Source organism: Leeuwenhoekiella marinoflava DSM 3653 (assembly GCF_900129005.1).
GTDB classification, from domain to species: Bacteria; Bacteroidota; Bacteroidia; order Flavobacteriales; family Flavobacteriaceae; genus Leeuwenhoekiella; species Leeuwenhoekiella marinoflava.
In genome coordinates, this window is the sequence record NZ_FQUN01000019.1 from 52,397 (window position 1) to 68,310 (window position 15,914).

Here is a 15,914-nt window from a genome sequence, read left to right on the forward strand (position 1 = left end):
AGAAACGGCCTATCAAGAGGTTCTCGTAAAATTTGCGGTGAGCGTAGCGTCGCAGGCGGTTCTGTTTGAGGGCGCGATAGCGGCTGAGTTAAGCGCATGCAGTGGAGTTAACGATAAATTTAGATACTGTCTTGTGAGCCTTGATTTTTTGGTTTCCAGCCGCATCAACTCGCTCAAAGACATGCTTTGCTGTATCAAGGCAAAAGAACAGGAAGGTGAATAGAAGTTATAGGTTTTATTCGTATTTCTTACTTTTCTTTACTCGCGTGATCTCTATTTTACGGGTGCTCGTGAACCTCGTGCCCTCGGTTTAGCTCGCGTGATTTCTATTTTTACGGGAGCTCGTGAATCTCCTAACGTCGATTTACTCAAGAGACTCCTACGTCGTTTTAAGACTAAAGGTTCTCTTGGAACAGTGCATTCCTCTCCCTGCGGTCGTCGGATGCAGAAAAGAAAAGACACCCTCGCTTCGAAATTTTTCGCTCGATAATCGAGGTTAAATTTTGAAGAGTTGGTCTTGAACCCTAATTGAGTTCTTTAGCGCGTAGGGTACTCTCTTCAAAAGCCGTTTTACGGCCGAAAACCGCCTTGTCAGCTCCGCGTCGCTATCGCTCCTGTCCTTCGGAGCTGCCTACGCCTATTCTGAAGCGAGGGAAGGGAAATCGTTTTACCCTTTGGGTATGAATATAGCAGAACTTCCATTTGAGTTAAAATCAAACTCCCTTTTCCTTGGGAGAAGGGTTGGGGATGAGGATATTTTTAACGGGATACCCTTACTATACTTACCAAAAGGAAACTGAACCCTTCGGGTTTGAATACTTTCTTTTTTCTAAAATTTCTTATGCAATACATTTTAAAACGGCCTACAAGAAGGTATCGTGAAATTTGAAGTGAGCGAAACGTCGCAGGCGGTTCTGTTTGAGGGCGCGATAGCGGCTGAGTTAAGCGCATGCAGTGGAGTGAACGATAAATTTAGCTACTGTCTTGTGAGCCTTGATTTTTTGGTTTCCAGCCGCATCAACTCGCTCAAAGACATGCTTTGCCGTATCAAGGCAAAAGAACAGGAACACGAATAGAAATTATAGGTTCTATTCGTATTTCTTACTTTTCTTTAGCTCGCGTGATTCTTATTTTCTCGGGAGCTCGTGAACCTCGTGTCCTCGGGTTGTAGTGAGAATTGTTTTAAGTCCGGTTGTTTTTAGCGTGCCAGGCTTCTCGATACATTTCGGCTCAGGTCTCAATCCAATACTCGCTTCTCGACGGCGCTCGAAGTGACATTTAGATTGTAGAAGATGTTTTAGTAAACCTTTTGGGTGTGAGTACGTTTATTTTAAGGAAACGCGATAGGAATCTCGCACCAACAGTGTTTGGGTAAAAAAAACAGAAGTTTATTTAAATTCAAAAGGCTTGTCTAAAGACAAACCTTTTGAAGGGGGAACTGCTGGATAATTAGGTGTTAACTTTTATGGGTGAAAGGCATGACCCCTAATCAGCAGTTGCAAGTTTTAAGCTTGAACACTACCTGTACGGCAGGACAAGCAAAAAATATTAAATAGATAAATTGATATCTAATGTGAAATCATCATAAATGGTTTTATCACCTAAGTTATCAAAGAAACTTCCTGAACCGTAACGCACATTGTACTTGCTGCGATCTATAGTTAAAGTTGTAGTGAAGTTGTCACCGGCTTTTTCTAATTCAAAAGTAACAGGTTCTGTCGTTTCTTTAATTGTTAGATCACCGGTTACTGTGTATGAATTCCCATCTTTTACTGCTTTTGTGATTACTAGTTTTGCTGTAGGGAAGTTCTCTACTCCAAAGAAATCATCGCTTTTCAAGTGACCTTCTAATTGTCCTTTGCTATCTCCTTCAAGATCTGTACATGTGATGCTGGTCATGTCGATAACAAATTCACCGCCTGTGATGTTTTCGCCATCCATTTCAAAATGTCCCTCTTTTAGGTCAATAGTTCCCATGTGTTTACCGGTAACTTTTTTACCGATCCAAGTAATAGAGCTGCTTTTTACGCTTACTTTTTCCATAATTGTTTTTGTTGTAAATGATGCAGCGGCAACGCCTACTGCTAAGATTAATACAGATTTAACGCGATTATCGCGGTTTAACAAGTTGAAGGCTTTTTTTGAAGCCGAGTTTAGTTTTTCTAAACCTTGATCAAGGTTGTTGAAGGGATTTTGAATTTTCATAGTTGTTGTGATTAAAATTGTATGTACACGTGTTGCTTTAAAAAATTATATCGTAATAAATAGTTCGTCTTGTGGTCTTCTTACTTTTTTAGCATGTTGCATGGTGTCATCAGCACTGCGGTATCCGACAGCGGCCACAACTACAGCGTGTAAGTTTTGATCTTTAAGACCTAAGATGGTATCAAATGCATCTGCATCAAAACCTTCCATCGGGCAGGTGTCAATTTTTTGAGTAGCAGCAGCGCTCAAAAGGTTTCCAAGGGCAATATATGCCTGTCTGGAGGTCCAACCGGCTTTTGCTTCCTGTGGTAGGTTGAGTAACGCATTTTTCATCACATTAGCGTATTGATCTAAGGCTCCTGATTCTAGTTCCTGAATGCGTTCGGCGTAGTTGATGTAAGAATCTATCAGTTCGCTGTCAAAATCAGTTTGATGTGCAAATACGAAAATCGCAGAAGCATCAGTAAATTGAGATTGGTTATATCCGGCTTCTCTCAATTGTTCTTTAACGGTCTCGTCCTCTACAACGATAATTTTATAGGGTTGTAGTCCGTAAGAAGAAGCAGACAACTGCACGGCGTCTTTTAAGGTTTGTAAATCGTTATCTGCTACTTTTTTAGCAGCGTCAAATTGTTTGGTGGCATACCGCCAATTTAAATCTTCAATATAATTACTCATCGTTTCTTAGTTTATCTAATAGATTATTTAATGTTAAAAGTTCGTCTTGGGTTAAGTTAGCTGCGCTTTCCGCATTCGTTTTTGTTGTAAGTGGGTCTAACTCTTTGAGTAAAATGAGTCCCGGTTTTGTGATTTCAATTTCAACCTTTCTTCGGTTTGCAGGGCAAATGCGTCTTTCGACTAGTCCTTTGCTTATGAGTTTGTCTACCAGTCGTGTTGTGTTGCTGCTTCGGTCTACCATGCGTTCCTGAATGCACGCTAAACTAGCCGGTTTCCCTTTCTGCCCTCTAAGAATGCGTAATACATTGAATTGGGGAGTACTTAAATCAAATTCTTTAAGTAAAGCGGCAAATTTCTCTTCCAGGAGTCTTGATGTGTATTGGATGTTGATCAAGGTCTTGGAAGGTAAATCCAACTCGCGGCTAATTTTTAAAGTATCTTCAATTTCCATTGTTTCTGTCTGTACAACATTTGTAGATACAAATATATAAATAAGAAGTGTATCATGCCAGAGTGGTAAAAATTTTAACTGATTTTTAAAGTGTTTTAGCGATTGAAAGAAAACTATAGCCTTGTAGTTGTTATACAAATCTTAAATTTTAGCGGACCTTCGTTTAATTGGTTAATTTCACGAGATTATAATAAATTACCGTATTTGAATAAACTATTACTTACTATCAGTATTGGAATACTTTGTTTAGGCTGTAAAAAGGAACCTTCTTCAACGCGTTTAGCACAACCTTTACGAATCATTGCTGCTGCTAATTATAAGCTTCCCGTTTACGATTATGATCATTTTAAAGCCTTGCTTAGCGTTGAAGAAGAAGGAGTTGTCCGGGTTGTGAACTTCTGGGCGACCTGGTGTAAGCCTTGTTTGAAAGAGTTGCCTGCTTTTAAACAGCTGTATGCAACATATAAAGACCAGAAAGTTGAAGTAATCTTAGTGAGTCTTGATTTTCCGGATCAGGTTGAAACCCGATTGATTCCTTTTATAAAGGATAAGGACTTGAAAATGCCTGTGATTTTTTTAGATGATCCGCACACCAATGAATGGATTCCGAAGGTGTCTCCAGAATGGAGCGGTGCACTACCTGCAACTGCAATCATAACTCCCGATTCGTTTGAGTTTTATGAGCAGTCTTTTGATTTTGATTCTTTAGAAGCTGCAGTTTTAAACAATAAATAATTTTTAAACTTCTCCAGATGAAAACACTTAAACTATTAATCGGATTGACTTTACTCTTAGTGGTGTCAGCTTTTGCTTTTGCCGGCTTTGGTGATTTTGCTAACGGATATGATTTAGACGATGCAGTTTCAGACTTTAAATTGAAAAATACCTCGGGAGCTTATGTTTCTTTATCTGATTTCCCTGATGCAAAAGGTTTTATCGTGGTTTTTACGTGTAATACGTGTCCGTTTGCTCTGGCTAACGAAGCGCGTATTTTAGCTTTAGATCAAAAATATAAGTCGAAAGGCTATCCGGTAATTGCAATCAATCCTAATAATCCCGAATTGAAAGCAGGTGAGGATTTTGAAGCGATGCAAAAGCGCGCCACCTCGCAAGACTATAGCTTTCCCTACTTATATGACAAGAATCATACGGTATACTCAGAATTTGGAGCAACCAAAACACCGCATGTTTATATTTTAAATAGAGAAAACGATGCGTTACTTGTTAAGTATATCGGAGCGATTGATGATAGTGTGCGTGATGCTTCAACGGTTACCAAGCGCTTTGTAGAAAATGCTGTAGAGGCCTTATTAAACGACGAACACGTGAAGCCTGCGATTACCAAAGCTATAGGTTGTTCTGTAAAAGCTTAACCTAGTGATCATCTTAGGGTACTCCTCTAAAGCATTAGCAGAAAACAGCTTTTGACTTCAAGGCAAGCCAAAGAGCATTTAAGTCTCGATTATCGAGTAAATCTTGGGCATAAAGTTGTTAGGCTGTATCTTTGAAAATCTAAAAACTAAAATCAAAGAACATGAAAAATATAACACAAGAGGAGTGGGAAGATTTGTTAGCTTCTGATGCTAATGCCTATATTTTAGATGTGCGTACTCAAAACGAAGTAGACGAAGGCATCATCCCCAATTCGCATCATATTGATATTTACGAAGGTCAGGGTTTTATTGATAAGGTGAACGAATTGGATAAATCTAAGAATTATTATATCTATTGTCGCTCTGGTAATCGAAGCGGTCAGGCTGCGCAATTGATGGATCAGTTGGGGTTTGAGACGACCTATAACTTACTGGGAGGATTTATGGAGTGGGATGGAGATGTTGCTGAGGCTGAAGATTAACTTTCAAATTTTAGAAAATAGTAAAAGGAGCCCAATCGGCTCCTTTTTTTTGGTATTCTCGTTTAGGTTTTGAATGTGAAATTGAGAAAATCAAAAATACGTATAATCAAACTGACACCGGACAAATGATTATTCGTATATGACGCTCAGCGCCATGGCTTTTCTTTAAAAACGTTTTTAATGCACGGATTAATTTAAAAAGCAGTAGGCTGTAAATCATTTTAATAGAATGTTTAGTGTGCTTGGTGTGAATGTTCAATCGTTTTCGAGGGGTGTGCCTGTGTGATTCTTAATTATTCTTTAAAATTAAATGGAAAATTAGCCTTGTTTAATTTCCCTTTTTACTTATTTTCGCCAAAGTAGAAGTAAGAAATCCCCTAAATTTTTCGAACTCTAAAAAGAAGTTGATTTCATGAATTGGTACGTGCTATACGTTAAACCGCAATCAGAAAAGAAAGTAGCTTCTGCATTGAAGCGAATAGGGGTAACAGTGTTCTGTCCAACAATCACCGAGGTGAGAATTTGGAGTGATCGCAAAAAGAAACTAGAGGTTCCTCTGTTTAAATCCTATGTATTTGTCAATCTTTCTGAGAGTCAGCGTAGCCGCGTATTTGAAGTGCATGGCGTGGTGCGTTATCTGTTTTGGTTAGGCAAGCCGGCAATTGTACAGGACGCGGAGATAGAAACCATTAAAAGTTGGTTGGCCGATGAAAAGCTTGAAGATTTTGAAGTAAAGCAATACCGCCCCGGAGATGATGTGACGATAGCAAGCGGACCTTTGAAAGATAAAAAAGCGGTGATTCATGAAATAGGAGCCAAAACCATGCGTTTAGTGCTTAAGGATCTTGGGGTAGTGGTTGTGGCTTCTATTCGGGATGTAAGTAAAGTTTAAGATAAACTTCTTTTAAAGAGGTGTTTATAGCAGCAAAGCAATAAGGCTTTGTCTTGTTTTTTATGATTTATGTGAGGCCTTTTGTGGGACTCATACGGCGGAGCCATGGGGGGATTATAGCTTATAGCTTGTAGTCGATAGGAAGTTGCTTCGGGGTATCTTGATACCTTTTTAAAGCTAAGTTTTAAAAGTCCTTATTCAATCCTTGGTTCTCGATATTATTTATCGCACTAAGGCGCTCTCCTCCCGATAGCTATCGGGATGACTCGAACTGACGAGAGGGGTTTCACTTCGAATATTTAGCATCGTGTTAACGAGCTTAATTTGTATTGAGATCTTTTAGGAGTCCAATGGGCTGTCTTTTTGATTGTGTCACACTGAGCGCAGTCGAGAACTATAAAAAAATAGATATTCAAATACGTGTATAAAAATAACCTATATAAACTAGTCATAAGCCTGATACTCGTGTGGAGTACTGCAGGTGCGCAAGAGCAGAATCAGGAAGCAGCTGGGTTTGTGTTTGCTGTGGAAGGAAAAGGATTTGCGGCGACCGGATCTGAGAATCCGTTTTGGATGTACTCTAATCAATATGGGCGTTTGGATGCCGAGACTCATGCTTTGGGTTTGGTGCAGGCCTCGTATGCCAACTCGTTTAATGAAAAGAACCGACTCCAAATAGGCGGTGGGTTATTGGCGAATGACGGGCTGTATGACGGGGTTAAGATCGATGAGCTGTATGCGACCTATACCTGGGGAATCGTAGAGGCCAGTGCGGGCATGAAGCATCGGAAAGAAAAACTACGCGGGATTTCGAGTGTGGGTGGCGATATCATTTGGAGTAACAATGCTCGGGCGTTACCGGGAATTTACATTCAAATGCTTAAACCTATTAAGGTTTTGAAGTGGCTGGAGGCTAAAGCCACGTTTGGGCATTACTTTTTAGAGGAAGACCGTTATGTGACTAACGCACAGGTGCATCATAAAAGTCTGGAACTGGCGTTGGTGTTTAGCGAGAACGACCGGCTGAGCGGGAGTATGAAACACTATGTGCAGTATGGAGGTACTTCGCCTCGATATGGGGAGCAACCTGATTCTTTTTCAGATTATATCAAGGTGTTTTTTGGGAGTTCGGGTGGAAGTGGAGCTATTGAAGGGGATCAGATCAACAGCCTGGGGAATGGATTGGGGTCTTACGAACTGGCTTATGATATGAACCGCGATGCTTATAATTTACGCTTGTATCATCAGAATTTATTTGAAGACGCTTCCGGTATCGAACTGAATAATTTCCCTGACGGGGTTTGGGGCGCCTATCTGGAGCCTAAAAACCTATCTTGGTTAGATGCTGTTGTACTGGAGTATGTACAGACCGTTTCTCAAAGTGGACGTCCTGTACCGGGTGTTTTTGGGAAAGAAGGGGATCGGTATTTTTATAACTTTACGTATAGGTCGGGATGGACTTATGACGAACGGGTGATCGGCTTGCCGTTTATACTGCCGGGAAGCTTTGATAAGGAGAACCTTAATGATCGAAGTTATGTCATGCATTTAGGTGCAACCGGAAGCTTCGGGAAGTTGCTATACCAAGGAAAACTGAGTTATGTGACTAATTTAGGAACGTACAATTTTCCTTATGAATCCCGAGAGCATGCGTTGTATAGCTATGGAGAACTGGGGTATGCAACTTCCTTTGGGACGTTTACCGGTTATGCCGGATTGGATTGGAGTGATCGTACGCAAAATACCTTAGGGATTGGGCTGGGGTATAAGTATCAGTTTAAAAAGTAAGAGGTTTCCGTCTTCACGGAAATGATAAAGTAATGTTTTTCCTGTCATTATGGGAATGAAGTATAATCAATGAGATTTCCGCCTTCGCGGAAATGATAAAATAGAGTTTATTTATCATGAAAGTTAAAAACATCTGTTGTATTGGGGCCGGATATGTGGGCGGTCCTACGATGGCGATTATCGCCCAAAAATCTCCGGAAATTACCGTAACGGTAGTAGATATCAATGCCAAACGTATCGCGGCCTGGAATGATCCGGATGTGAATAACATACCGATTTATGAGCCGGGACTGGCTGAAGTGGTGGCAGAAGCGCGAGGACGCAATTTGTTTTTTTCTACTGATGTAGATGCGGCCATTGATGCGGCGGATATGATTTTTATTTCGGTAAATACGCCTACCAAAACCTATGGAATGGGTAAGGGGATGGCTGCGGATTTGAAATACATCGAACTCTGTGCACGGCAAATTGCCCGGATTGCTACCACGGATAAAATCGTCGTGGAGAAATCTACGCTGCCGGTACGTACCGCAGAAGCATTAAAAAACATACTGGATAATACGGGGAATGGGGTGAATTTTCAAATCCTTTCCAATCCGGAGTTTTTAGCAGAAGGAACTGCGGTAACTGATTTACACAAGCCTGATCGGGTCTTAATCGGTGGGGATCTGGATACCGAAGCAGGGCGTGAAGCCATTCAGGCCTTAGTGGATGTTTATGCACATTGGGTAACCGAAGATAATATTTTAACCACCAATGTCTGGTCTTCGGAATTGTCTAAACTGACTGCCAACGCGTTCTTGGCCCAACGGGTTTCCAGTATCAATGCTTTGTCAGAATTGTGTGAGGTAACCGGGGCAGACATCAAAGAGGTTTCTAAAGCCATTGGAATGGATAGTCGTATTGGTCCAAAATTTTTACAGGCATCTGTTGGTTTTGGAGGTTCTTGCTTTCAGAAAGATATTTTAAATCTGGTCTATATCGCGAAGTCTTTTGGTTTGGAAGAAGTGGCAGATTATTGGGAACAGGTGATCATTATGAACGACCATCAGAAGCGACGTTTTGCTGCTAAACTGGTAAAAACATTATACAATACCGTTTCCGGAAAGCAAATCGCTATGTTGGGCTGGGCCTTTAAAAAGGACACCAACGATACCCGGGAATCGGCTTCTATTTATGTAGCGGATTACCTGCTTAACGAGCAGGCTTCTGTAGTGGTGTATGATCCTAAGGTAACTGAAGAACAAATCTTAGCAGATCTGGATTATTTGGGAACGCGTTCCGAAGCCGAGAATCGCGCGCTTATCAGGGTGGTGAACTCCGCTGAAGCAGCTTGTGATCAGGCACACGCCATCGCGATTATGACCGAATGGGATGCCTTTAAGGATTTGGATTGGAATGCTATCTATTCTGATATGCTGAAACCGGCCTTTTTGTTTGACGGGCGCAGGCTGCTCGATCGTAAGGTTTTGGAGGAAATTGGGTTTGATTTTTATGCGATAGGGAGTTAGTACGATTGAGCAAATAGCTTTCAGTCGATAGCGTGTCACTTCGAGTGAATGAAGCGGAGTGGTGACGGAGCTTTATTTGTATCGAGAAGTCTTCGGGAGTACATGTTTTCGATCGGATTCTGTTCTCGATACTATATTCTCGCGCTTAGGCGCTCCAACATCACTCGAACTGACTTCGAATGGTCATTTCGAGTGCATGAAGCGGAGTGGTAACGGAGCTTGATTTGTATCGAGAAGGGGTTTCAGATCGGCAATTTTAGTTTAAACGGGATTTGTATTGGATAGGTGTTCTCGATATAATGTTCTCGCGCTAGGGCGCTCCAACATCACTCGAACTGACAGCGGATTGTCACTTCGAGTGAATTAAGCGGAGTGGTAACGGAGCTTGATTTGTATCGAGAAGGGGTTTCAGATCGGCAATTTTAGTTTAAACGGGATTTGTATTGGATAGGTGTTCTCGATATAATGTTCTCGCGCTAGGGCGCTCCACCATCACTCGAACTGACAACAGTTTTTAAATGATAAATACGCTAACCTTTTAATGAAAGGCATCATTCTGGCAGGCGGGTCCGGTACCCGTTTGTATCCCATAACCCAAGCTGTTTCTAAACAGCTTTTGAATATATACGATAAGCCGATGATCTATTATCCGCTTTCGGTCTTGATGCTAGCAGGTATTCGGGAGATTCTCATTATTTCTACGCCTGAAGATTTACCGCACTTCAAAAAACTATTAGGAGATGGTTCTACTTTAGGACTTCAGTTTTCTTATGTAACGCAGCCCAAGCCGGAAGGGCTTGCCCAAGCTTTTATATTAGGGGAATCTTTTATTGGTGCTGATTCTGTGTGTATGGTTTTGGGTGATAATATTTTTTACGGTCACGGGTTTACCGAGATCCTGCGAACAAGTCTTAAAGACGTCGAAACATCACACAAAGCCCGTGTTTTTGGATACTATGTTAACGACCCACAGCGTTATGGGGTGGTGGATTTTGATGCCGAAGGCGTGGTTTTAAGTATTGAAGAAAAGCCCGAAAAGCCCAAGAGTAGTTATGCGGTTACGGGACTGTATTTTTACCCCAATGATGTGGTGCAGAAAGCCAAAGCAGTAAAACCCAGTAAACGCGGAGAATTGGAAATCACCAGCCTTAATGAAATGTATCTAAAAGAAGAGAATTTGAGTGTGGAACTTTTAGGGCGCGGGTATGCCTGGTTGGATACCGGCACGCATGATTCTATGCTAGAGGCCTCTAATTTTATTCATACCATCGAAAAGCGTCAGGGTTTAAAAGTGGCTTGCATAGAAGAAATTGCTTATGATATGGGGTATATAACCCGAGAAGAATTGATTGCATTGGCAGCACCCTTACAGAAAAATGATTACGGACACTACCTCCTTAAACGCGCCAATCGCTCGTAATATGCTTTTTGAACGTTGCAGCATTCCGGATGTGGTTCTCTGTAAGCCCCATGTTTTTAGAGACCAACGGGGTTATTTTATGGAAAGCTTTAGACAAGATCAACTTGATGATTTTGTAGGTTTCAAAATCGATTTTTGTCAGGACAATGAATCCCAATCGCAGTTTGGAGTGTTACGGGGATTGCACTATCAAAAAACACCGTTTTCACAAACCAAGCTGGTGCGCGTTATTGCAGGACGTATTTTAGATGTGGCTGTTGATCTGCGTAAAGGTTCAGCTACTTTTGGTAAACACATAGCGGTGGAACTTTCCGATACGAATAAATGCCAATTGCTGGTACCGCGTGGATTTGCGCATGGTTTTGTCGTGCTATCCGAGCATGCTATTCTCAATTATAAAAGTGACAATTACTACGCTCCCGATTTTGAAGCAGGCATACGGTATAACGATCCTCAATTGAATATCGATTGGGAATTAGATGAAGCAGACTTGCTTTTATCTGCTAAAGATTTGAGCTTACCGCCTTTTGAAGCCGCTAGCGCATTTGAAGAATCCAATACCTTGTACAAATGATGCATGTGTTGGTAACCGGAAGTAACGGGCAGTTGGGGTCTGAGTTGCAGGATAGAAGTTTTGATACTTCAGCACAGTTTTTCTTTACAACCAGAGGGCAATTGGATATTACCGATACAGAAGCTGTTGAAGCATTTATAGTGAAAGAACAAATAACCACTTTGATCAATTGTGCGGCCTATACCGCTGTAGATACTGCAGAAATACAGCAGGAAGCTGCATTGCAGATTAATTTAGAAGCGGTTAAAAAACTTGGAGCGCTGTGTAAAAAGTATTACATCCGTTTGATACACATCTCTACAGATTATGTGTTTGACGGCACCTCCAACCAGCCTTACACGGAAACTAGTCCATGTAAACCGGTTAATTTTTATGGAAGGTCAAAACAATTGGGAGAACAAGCATTACAAGAACTTAGCCTACCCAATAGTATCATCATCAGAACCTCATGGGTGTATTCGGTTTACGGAGCCAATTTTGTAAAGACGATGTTGCGACTGGGGGCTGAAAAACAGCATTTGAATGTAGTGGCTGATCAGATAGGAAGCCCGACTTATGCCGGGGATTTAGCTGATTTTATAGTGAATAACGTATTAGATTTTAAGTCTGACGCAACCCAAGTGTATCACTACCGCAATGAAGGGGTGTGTTCGTGGTATGATTTCGCTCAAGAGATTATGCGTTTAAACGATTCAATCTGTGTGGTTGACCCCATTCCGGTTACGCAGTTTCCTACATCTGCAGCACGACCGTATTATTCGGTTTTAGATACCAGCCGGTTGAAGCAAGACTTTCAGGTGCGTATTCCCTATTGGAGAGCGAGTTTAGCCCTATGTATTTCAAAGCTTCAAAACGCAGCATGAGAACAAAAATTCTAATTACAGGGGGTGCAGGGTTTATCGGTTCCAATTTTATACCTTATTTCTTAGAAGCACATCCTGAAGTTCAAGTGGTGAATCTGGATTTGTTGACCTATGCCGGGAATTTGAATAATTTAGCAGAAGTAGCAGATCATCCCCGATATCGTTTTGTACAAGGAGATATTTGTAACCGCAGCTTGCTGGAGCAGCTTTTTGAAGAACACCGCTTTACCGGGGTGATCCATTTTGCTGCAGAGTCTCATGTAGATAACAGCATCAAAAACCCCGGAGTATTTATAGAAACCAATGTTACCGGAACCTTTACGCTACTGGATGTAGCCTATAAACATTGGATGCAAGAACCCTTTGTCTATAAAAAGGAATATGAACACAGTCGCTTTCATCACATATCAACCGATGAGGTGTATGGGAGTTTAGGAGAAACAGGCTTGTTTACAGAGACTACGCCGTATGCACCCAATTCTCCCTACAGTGCCAGTAAGGCAGCATCAGATATGCTCGTGCGCAGTTATCAGCACACCTACGGGATGGATACGGTGATTACCAACTGTTCAAACAATTACGGGCCTAAGCAGCATGAAGAAAAATTGATCCCCACCATCATTAGAAAAGCGCTGGCTGGAGAAGCCATCCCGATCTATGGCGATGGACAAAACATCCGGGATTGGTTGTATGTTTTGGACCATTGTAAAGGAATCGATTTGGTGTTTCATAAAGGTATACCTGGGGAAGTCTATAATGTTGGAGGAAATAACGAATATACCAATATTACTATTGCCCAACGTATCTGTGAGGTGTTAGACGAATTGCAGCCCCAAAAAGCAGGCAGTTATGCAGAACAGATCCGTTATGTGGCCGATCGTGCCGGGCACGATCGGAGGTATGCTATAGATGCCTCCAAAATAGAAAACCAACTGGGCTGGAAGGCTCAGGAAACCTTTGAGACCGGTATTGATAATACGGTACGGTTTTATTTAAACTCTTTAATTAAAAGAATCATTAAGTGAACGCAGCCAATCGTGTAGCCGCCAATACCCTTATTTTATACGGACGCATGCTGTTGACTATGGGGATCACCCTGTACTCCACACGTTTGGTCCTGAATGCCTTAGGAAGTACTGATTATGGGATCTATAATCTGGTGGCCGGTATCATTGTAATGCTTTCGTTTCTCAATACAGCGATGGCCACTTCCTCCCAGCGGTATTTATCCTTTCATCAGGGGCGCAAGGATCTGCAAAAGCAAAGGGAAGTTTTTACCAATAGTTTTTTCTTGCATATTGTTATTGGGGCAATAATCGTCGTAGCATTGGAAGTAGCCGGCTTGTTTTTATTTGACGGCTTTTTAAATATTCCTGCAGATCGTATTGATAGTGCCCAAGTTATCTATCATTATATGGCGGTCACGGTGTTTTTTACAGTGATCACAGTACCTTTTAACGGATTGCTTACTGCTCATGAGAATATGTTGTGGGTCGCGTTTGTAAACATTATAGAAACTTTACTTAAGCTGGGTATTGCGTTGTTTTTATATACGTTGAGTTCAGACCGCTTGGTGGTCTATGGAATTTTAACCGCGAGCATCGTGGTGGTGAGTTTTGTATTGTATAGCGTGTTCTGTTTTAGAAAGTATCCGGAATGTACGTTTAAAGGCGTTATGAAACCTGAGCCGGGTTTTGTAAAAGAACTGGCAGGTTTTGCGGGGTGGAATTTGTTTGGTGCCTTATGTGGTATGGGGCGCAATCAGGGTTTGGCCTTGATTTTAAATCTTTTTTTTGGTACGGTGGTCAATGCAGCTTATGGGATCGCCAATCAGGTAGGGTCTCAATTGCAGTTTTTTTCAAGGACTATGTTGCGTGCCCTGAATCCGCAAATCATGAAAAGCGAAGGAGCCGATGACCGGGAACGGATGCTGCGGCTGTCGATGATGGCGAGTAAGTTTGGTTTTTTTTTACTTTCTTTTTTTGCCATACCCATCATCTTTGAGATGGAGGCTATCCTAAGGTTTTGGTTAAAAGAGGTGCCTCCGAACACTGTGATTTTCTGTCAGCTCATTTTATTAGGCGCTTTAGCTAATCAATTAACTATAGGATTACAATCGGCCATGCAGGCTTACGGAAATATTAAATGGTATCAAACTATTGTTGGAAGTGTGATTATTTTTAATTTGCCTTTGGCTTATGTATTGCTAAAATTTTTTAAGGTTGATGCTTATATAGTTTTGGTCTCTTATGTAATTATAGAGCTTCTAGCTTGTTTTTTAAGGATGGTTTTTGTGAAATACAAGTTGGGCTTATCCTTTAGCATATATATTCAAAAGGTTTATTTAAAAGAGATGCTCCCAATTTTAGGATGCGTGCTACTTAATATAGTTATGATTAATGTTTTTGACTTTTCATATCGCTTTGTACTAACAGCAATTGTATCGGGGTTTATATATATAGGTTTGATTTATTTATTTGGACTGGAGCCTCATGAAAGAAGTTTAATCAAAAATAGTTTTGATAAAATAAAAGGTAAAATAAAAGGGTTATGATAAAAAAGGTATTAAAGAAGCTTATTCCTAAAACTACTTTGAGTAAATATTCAAAATTTAGAATTGATATGCGTAATGCAAAAATTATAAATGACGGCTATGCTTTAGATTCGGAGAAGTTCAAAAGTTATTCTGCATCCTTTGATTTGGATTCTAAGGAAAAGCTTCAAAGTTACCTTATAAAGGAATATCATGCTGTTGAAAAGGGGCTAGCGCTTCCTGCGCCAAGGATCGGTTTTGGAGTTGCACGAATTAGAAAATTAATAGTCAACCTTAATTTCTATATAGATCAATATGGTATTGACGAAGTGGCAACAGATACAATAGCTGTTCTTGAAGAGTATAAAACATTCGATACTGAGAATAATCCTAATGAAAATCCTATCATCAAGGAGGTCAATTCAATTGTCACTAAATTTAATGATTTGGCAACATCTAATCTTGCTGGTGGGGGAGGAACTAAAGTGATTAATAAGTCTGAAATTGAAAAGGCTGTTGATTTTGATTTTGAATTTTTTTTCAAATCTCGCCATAGTATACGTGATTTTAGCGAGGTACCCGTCGATATAGCAGAGGTTGAAGCCGCTGTTGACTTAGCTAAATTTACTCCTTCTGTTTGTAATCGTCAAGCTTGGAAGGCCTATATTGTTAAGCCTGAGAACACCGCTTTAAAAGAGAAACTCCTTTCCAATCAAAATGGAAATAAGGGGTTTGGAGAAAGGATAAGTTCTTTAATTGTGGTTACGGGTAAGTTATCTCATTTCTTTGCTTACGAGCGTAATCAAGTATTTATTGATGGTGGGATGTTTGCAATGTCAATTGTACTTGCTTTGCATAGCAAGGGTTTAGGTACATGTTGCTTAAATTTAAGTTATACAGCAGAAAGAAATAAAATATTTGATGGATTGATGGATTTTGATGCAGATACTGTTCCTATAATGTATATAGCAGTAGGTAATCTTAAGGATTCTTTTAGGGTTGCAAATTCTAATAGAAAGGAAAAACAAGAGATTTTGCGACTATATTAAATTAGTATTTAACATTTTGAAAGTGTTTGTGAATTAATTTTAAAGGTGCTTAAGCAATCAAATTATTTACATTAATTAAAATTCAAAGAACAAAT

The 15,914-nt window shown here is 40.6% G+C and carries 15 protein-coding genes; 12 read left to right on the forward strand and 3 right to left on the reverse strand.

Annotated elements, in window-relative coordinates; translation table 11 throughout:
- Nucleotides 1-1,548: 1,548 nt before the first annotated feature.
- Genes BUB91_RS16420 through BUB91_RS16430 form a run of 3 tightly spaced genes read right to left on the reverse strand, consistent with a single transcriptional unit; the run spans nucleotide 1,549 to nucleotide 3,472 of the window.
- The gene (locus BUB91_RS16420) at nucleotides 1,549-2,205 is read right to left on the reverse strand and encodes a YceI family protein (protein WP_083557997.1); all 657 of its coding nucleotides are present in this window, start codon (nucleotides 2,203-2,205) and stop codon (nucleotides 1,549-1,551) included.
- Between the two features lie 45 nt (nucleotides 2,206-2,250).
- Nucleotides 2,251-2,883 (reverse strand): NAD(P)H-dependent oxidoreductase, encoded by a 633-nt coding sequence (locus tag BUB91_RS16425; RefSeq protein WP_073100369.1) that lies wholly within the window; start codon nucleotides 2,881-2,883, stop codon nucleotides 2,251-2,253.
- Nucleotides 2,876-3,472 (reverse strand): MarR family winged helix-turn-helix transcriptional regulator, encoded by a 597-nt coding sequence (locus tag BUB91_RS16430; RefSeq protein ID WP_317041354.1) that lies wholly within the window; start codon nucleotides 3,470-3,472, stop codon nucleotides 2,876-2,878. Before BUB91_RS16430 ends, BUB91_RS16425 begins: the two co-directional genes overlap by 8 nt.
- 66 nt (nucleotides 3,473-3,538) lie before the next feature.
- Here BUB91_RS16430 and BUB91_RS16435 point away from each other — a divergent pair, with 66 nt between their 5' ends.
- From BUB91_RS16435 to BUB91_RS16490, 12 genes are all read left to right on the forward strand, one after another.
- A complete protein-coding gene (locus BUB91_RS16435) occupies nucleotides 3,539-4,069 on the forward strand; it encodes a TlpA disulfide reductase family protein (protein WP_073100419.1) in 531 nt (176 codons plus the stop codon).
- Nucleotides 4,070-4,086: 17 nt separating this feature from the next.
- Nucleotides 4,087-4,707, forward strand: coding sequence for a thioredoxin family protein (locus tag BUB91_RS16440; RefSeq protein WP_073100370.1), 621 nt, complete (start codon nucleotides 4,087-4,089; stop codon nucleotides 4,705-4,707).
- A 161-nt stretch (nucleotides 4,708-4,868) separates the two neighbouring features.
- Entirely contained in the window at nucleotides 4,869-5,189 is a 321-nt protein-coding gene (locus BUB91_RS16445) for a rhodanese-like domain-containing protein (RefSeq protein ID WP_073100371.1), read from the forward strand.
- 412 nt (nucleotides 5,190-5,601) lie between these two features.
- Nucleotides 5,602-6,081, forward strand: a complete 480-nt coding sequence (locus BUB91_RS16450; RefSeq protein ID WP_073100372.1) for a UpxY family transcription antiterminator — start codon at nucleotides 5,602-5,604, stop codon at nucleotides 6,079-6,081.
- A gap of 420 nt (nucleotides 6,082-6,501) precedes the next feature.
- Nucleotides 6,502-7,869 carry a capsule assembly Wzi family protein gene (locus tag BUB91_RS16455; RefSeq protein WP_073100373.1) on the forward strand — a complete coding sequence of 456 codons (1,368 nt, stop codon included), beginning with the start codon at nucleotides 6,502-6,504 and terminating at the stop codon, nucleotides 7,867-7,869.
- Nucleotides 7,870-7,985: 116 nt separating this feature from the next.
- On the forward strand, nucleotides 7,986-9,380 hold the full coding sequence (locus BUB91_RS16460) for a nucleotide sugar dehydrogenase (protein WP_073100374.1): 1,395 nt from the start codon (nucleotides 7,986-7,988) through the stop codon (nucleotides 9,378-9,380).
- Between the two features lie 541 nt (nucleotides 9,381-9,921).
- The gene (gene rfbA, locus BUB91_RS16465) at nucleotides 9,922-10,800 is read left to right on the forward strand and encodes a glucose-1-phosphate thymidylyltransferase RfbA (RefSeq protein ID WP_073100375.1); all 879 of its coding nucleotides are present in this window, start codon (nucleotides 9,922-9,924) and stop codon (nucleotides 10,798-10,800) included.
- The gene (rfbC, locus tag BUB91_RS16470) at nucleotides 10,757-11,374 is read left to right on the forward strand and encodes a dTDP-4-dehydrorhamnose 3,5-epimerase (protein WP_317041355.1); all 618 of its coding nucleotides are present in this window, start codon (nucleotides 10,757-10,759) and stop codon (nucleotides 11,372-11,374) included. The genes rfbA and rfbC overlap by 44 nt, the downstream gene beginning before the upstream one ends.
- Nucleotides 11,371-12,237, forward strand: coding sequence for a dTDP-4-dehydrorhamnose reductase (gene rfbD / locus BUB91_RS16475; protein WP_073100377.1), 867 nt, complete (start codon nucleotides 11,371-11,373; stop codon nucleotides 12,235-12,237). The genes rfbC and rfbD overlap by 4 nt, the downstream gene beginning before the upstream one ends.
- Nucleotides 12,234-13,262, forward strand: coding sequence for a dTDP-glucose 4,6-dehydratase (rfbB, locus tag BUB91_RS16480; protein WP_073100378.1), 1,029 nt, complete (start codon nucleotides 12,234-12,236; stop codon nucleotides 13,260-13,262). The genes rfbD and rfbB overlap by 4 nt, the downstream gene beginning before the upstream one ends.
- Entirely contained in the window at nucleotides 13,259-14,791 is a 1,533-nt protein-coding gene (locus BUB91_RS16485; RefSeq protein ID WP_073100379.1) for an MATE family efflux transporter, read from the forward strand. The genes rfbB and BUB91_RS16485 overlap by 4 nt, the downstream gene beginning before the upstream one ends.
- A complete protein-coding gene (locus BUB91_RS16490; protein WP_083558001.1) occupies nucleotides 14,788-15,819 on the forward strand; it encodes a nitroreductase family protein in 1,032 nt (343 codons plus the stop codon). The genes BUB91_RS16485 and BUB91_RS16490 overlap by 4 nt, the downstream gene beginning before the upstream one ends.
- Nucleotides 15,820-15,914 lie beyond the last annotated feature (95 nt).

Excerpts from the sequence above, each read along its gene's own strand:
- BUB91_RS16420 (WP_083557997.1), bottom strand. The coding sequence starts at position 2,205 with ATGAAAATTCAAAATCCCTTCAACAACCTTGATCAAGGTTTAGAAAAA.
- BUB91_RS16425 (WP_073100369.1), bottom strand. The coding sequence starts at position 2,883 with ATGAGTAATTATATTGAAGATTTAAATTGGCGGTATGCCACCAAACAA.
- BUB91_RS16440 (WP_073100370.1), top strand. The coding sequence starts at position 4,087 with ATGAAAACACTTAAACTATTAATCGGATTGACTTTACTCTTAGTGGTG.
- BUB91_RS16445 (WP_073100371.1), top strand. The coding sequence starts at position 4,869 with ATGAAAAATATAACACAAGAGGAGTGGGAAGATTTGTTAGCTTCTGAT.
- BUB91_RS16450 (WP_073100372.1), top strand. The coding sequence starts at position 5,602 with ATGAATTGGTACGTGCTATACGTTAAACCGCAATCAGAAAAGAAAGTA.
- BUB91_RS16460 (WP_073100374.1), top strand. The coding sequence starts at position 7,986 with ATGAAAGTTAAAAACATCTGTTGTATTGGGGCCGGATATGTGGGCGGT.
- rfbA (WP_073100375.1), top strand. The coding sequence starts at position 9,922 with ATGAAAGGCATCATTCTGGCAGGCGGGTCCGGTACCCGTTTGTATCCC.
- rfbC (WP_317041355.1), top strand. The coding sequence starts at position 10,757 with ATGATTACGGACACTACCTCCTTAAACGCGCCAATCGCTCGTAATATG.
- rfbD (WP_073100377.1), top strand. The coding sequence starts at position 11,371 with ATGATGCATGTGTTGGTAACCGGAAGTAACGGGCAGTTGGGGTCTGAG.
- rfbB (WP_073100378.1), top strand. The coding sequence starts at position 12,234 with ATGAGAACAAAAATTCTAATTACAGGGGGTGCAGGGTTTATCGGTTCC.
- BUB91_RS16490 (WP_083558001.1), top strand. The coding sequence starts at position 14,788 with ATGATAAAAAAGGTATTAAAGAAGCTTATTCCTAAAACTACTTTGAGT.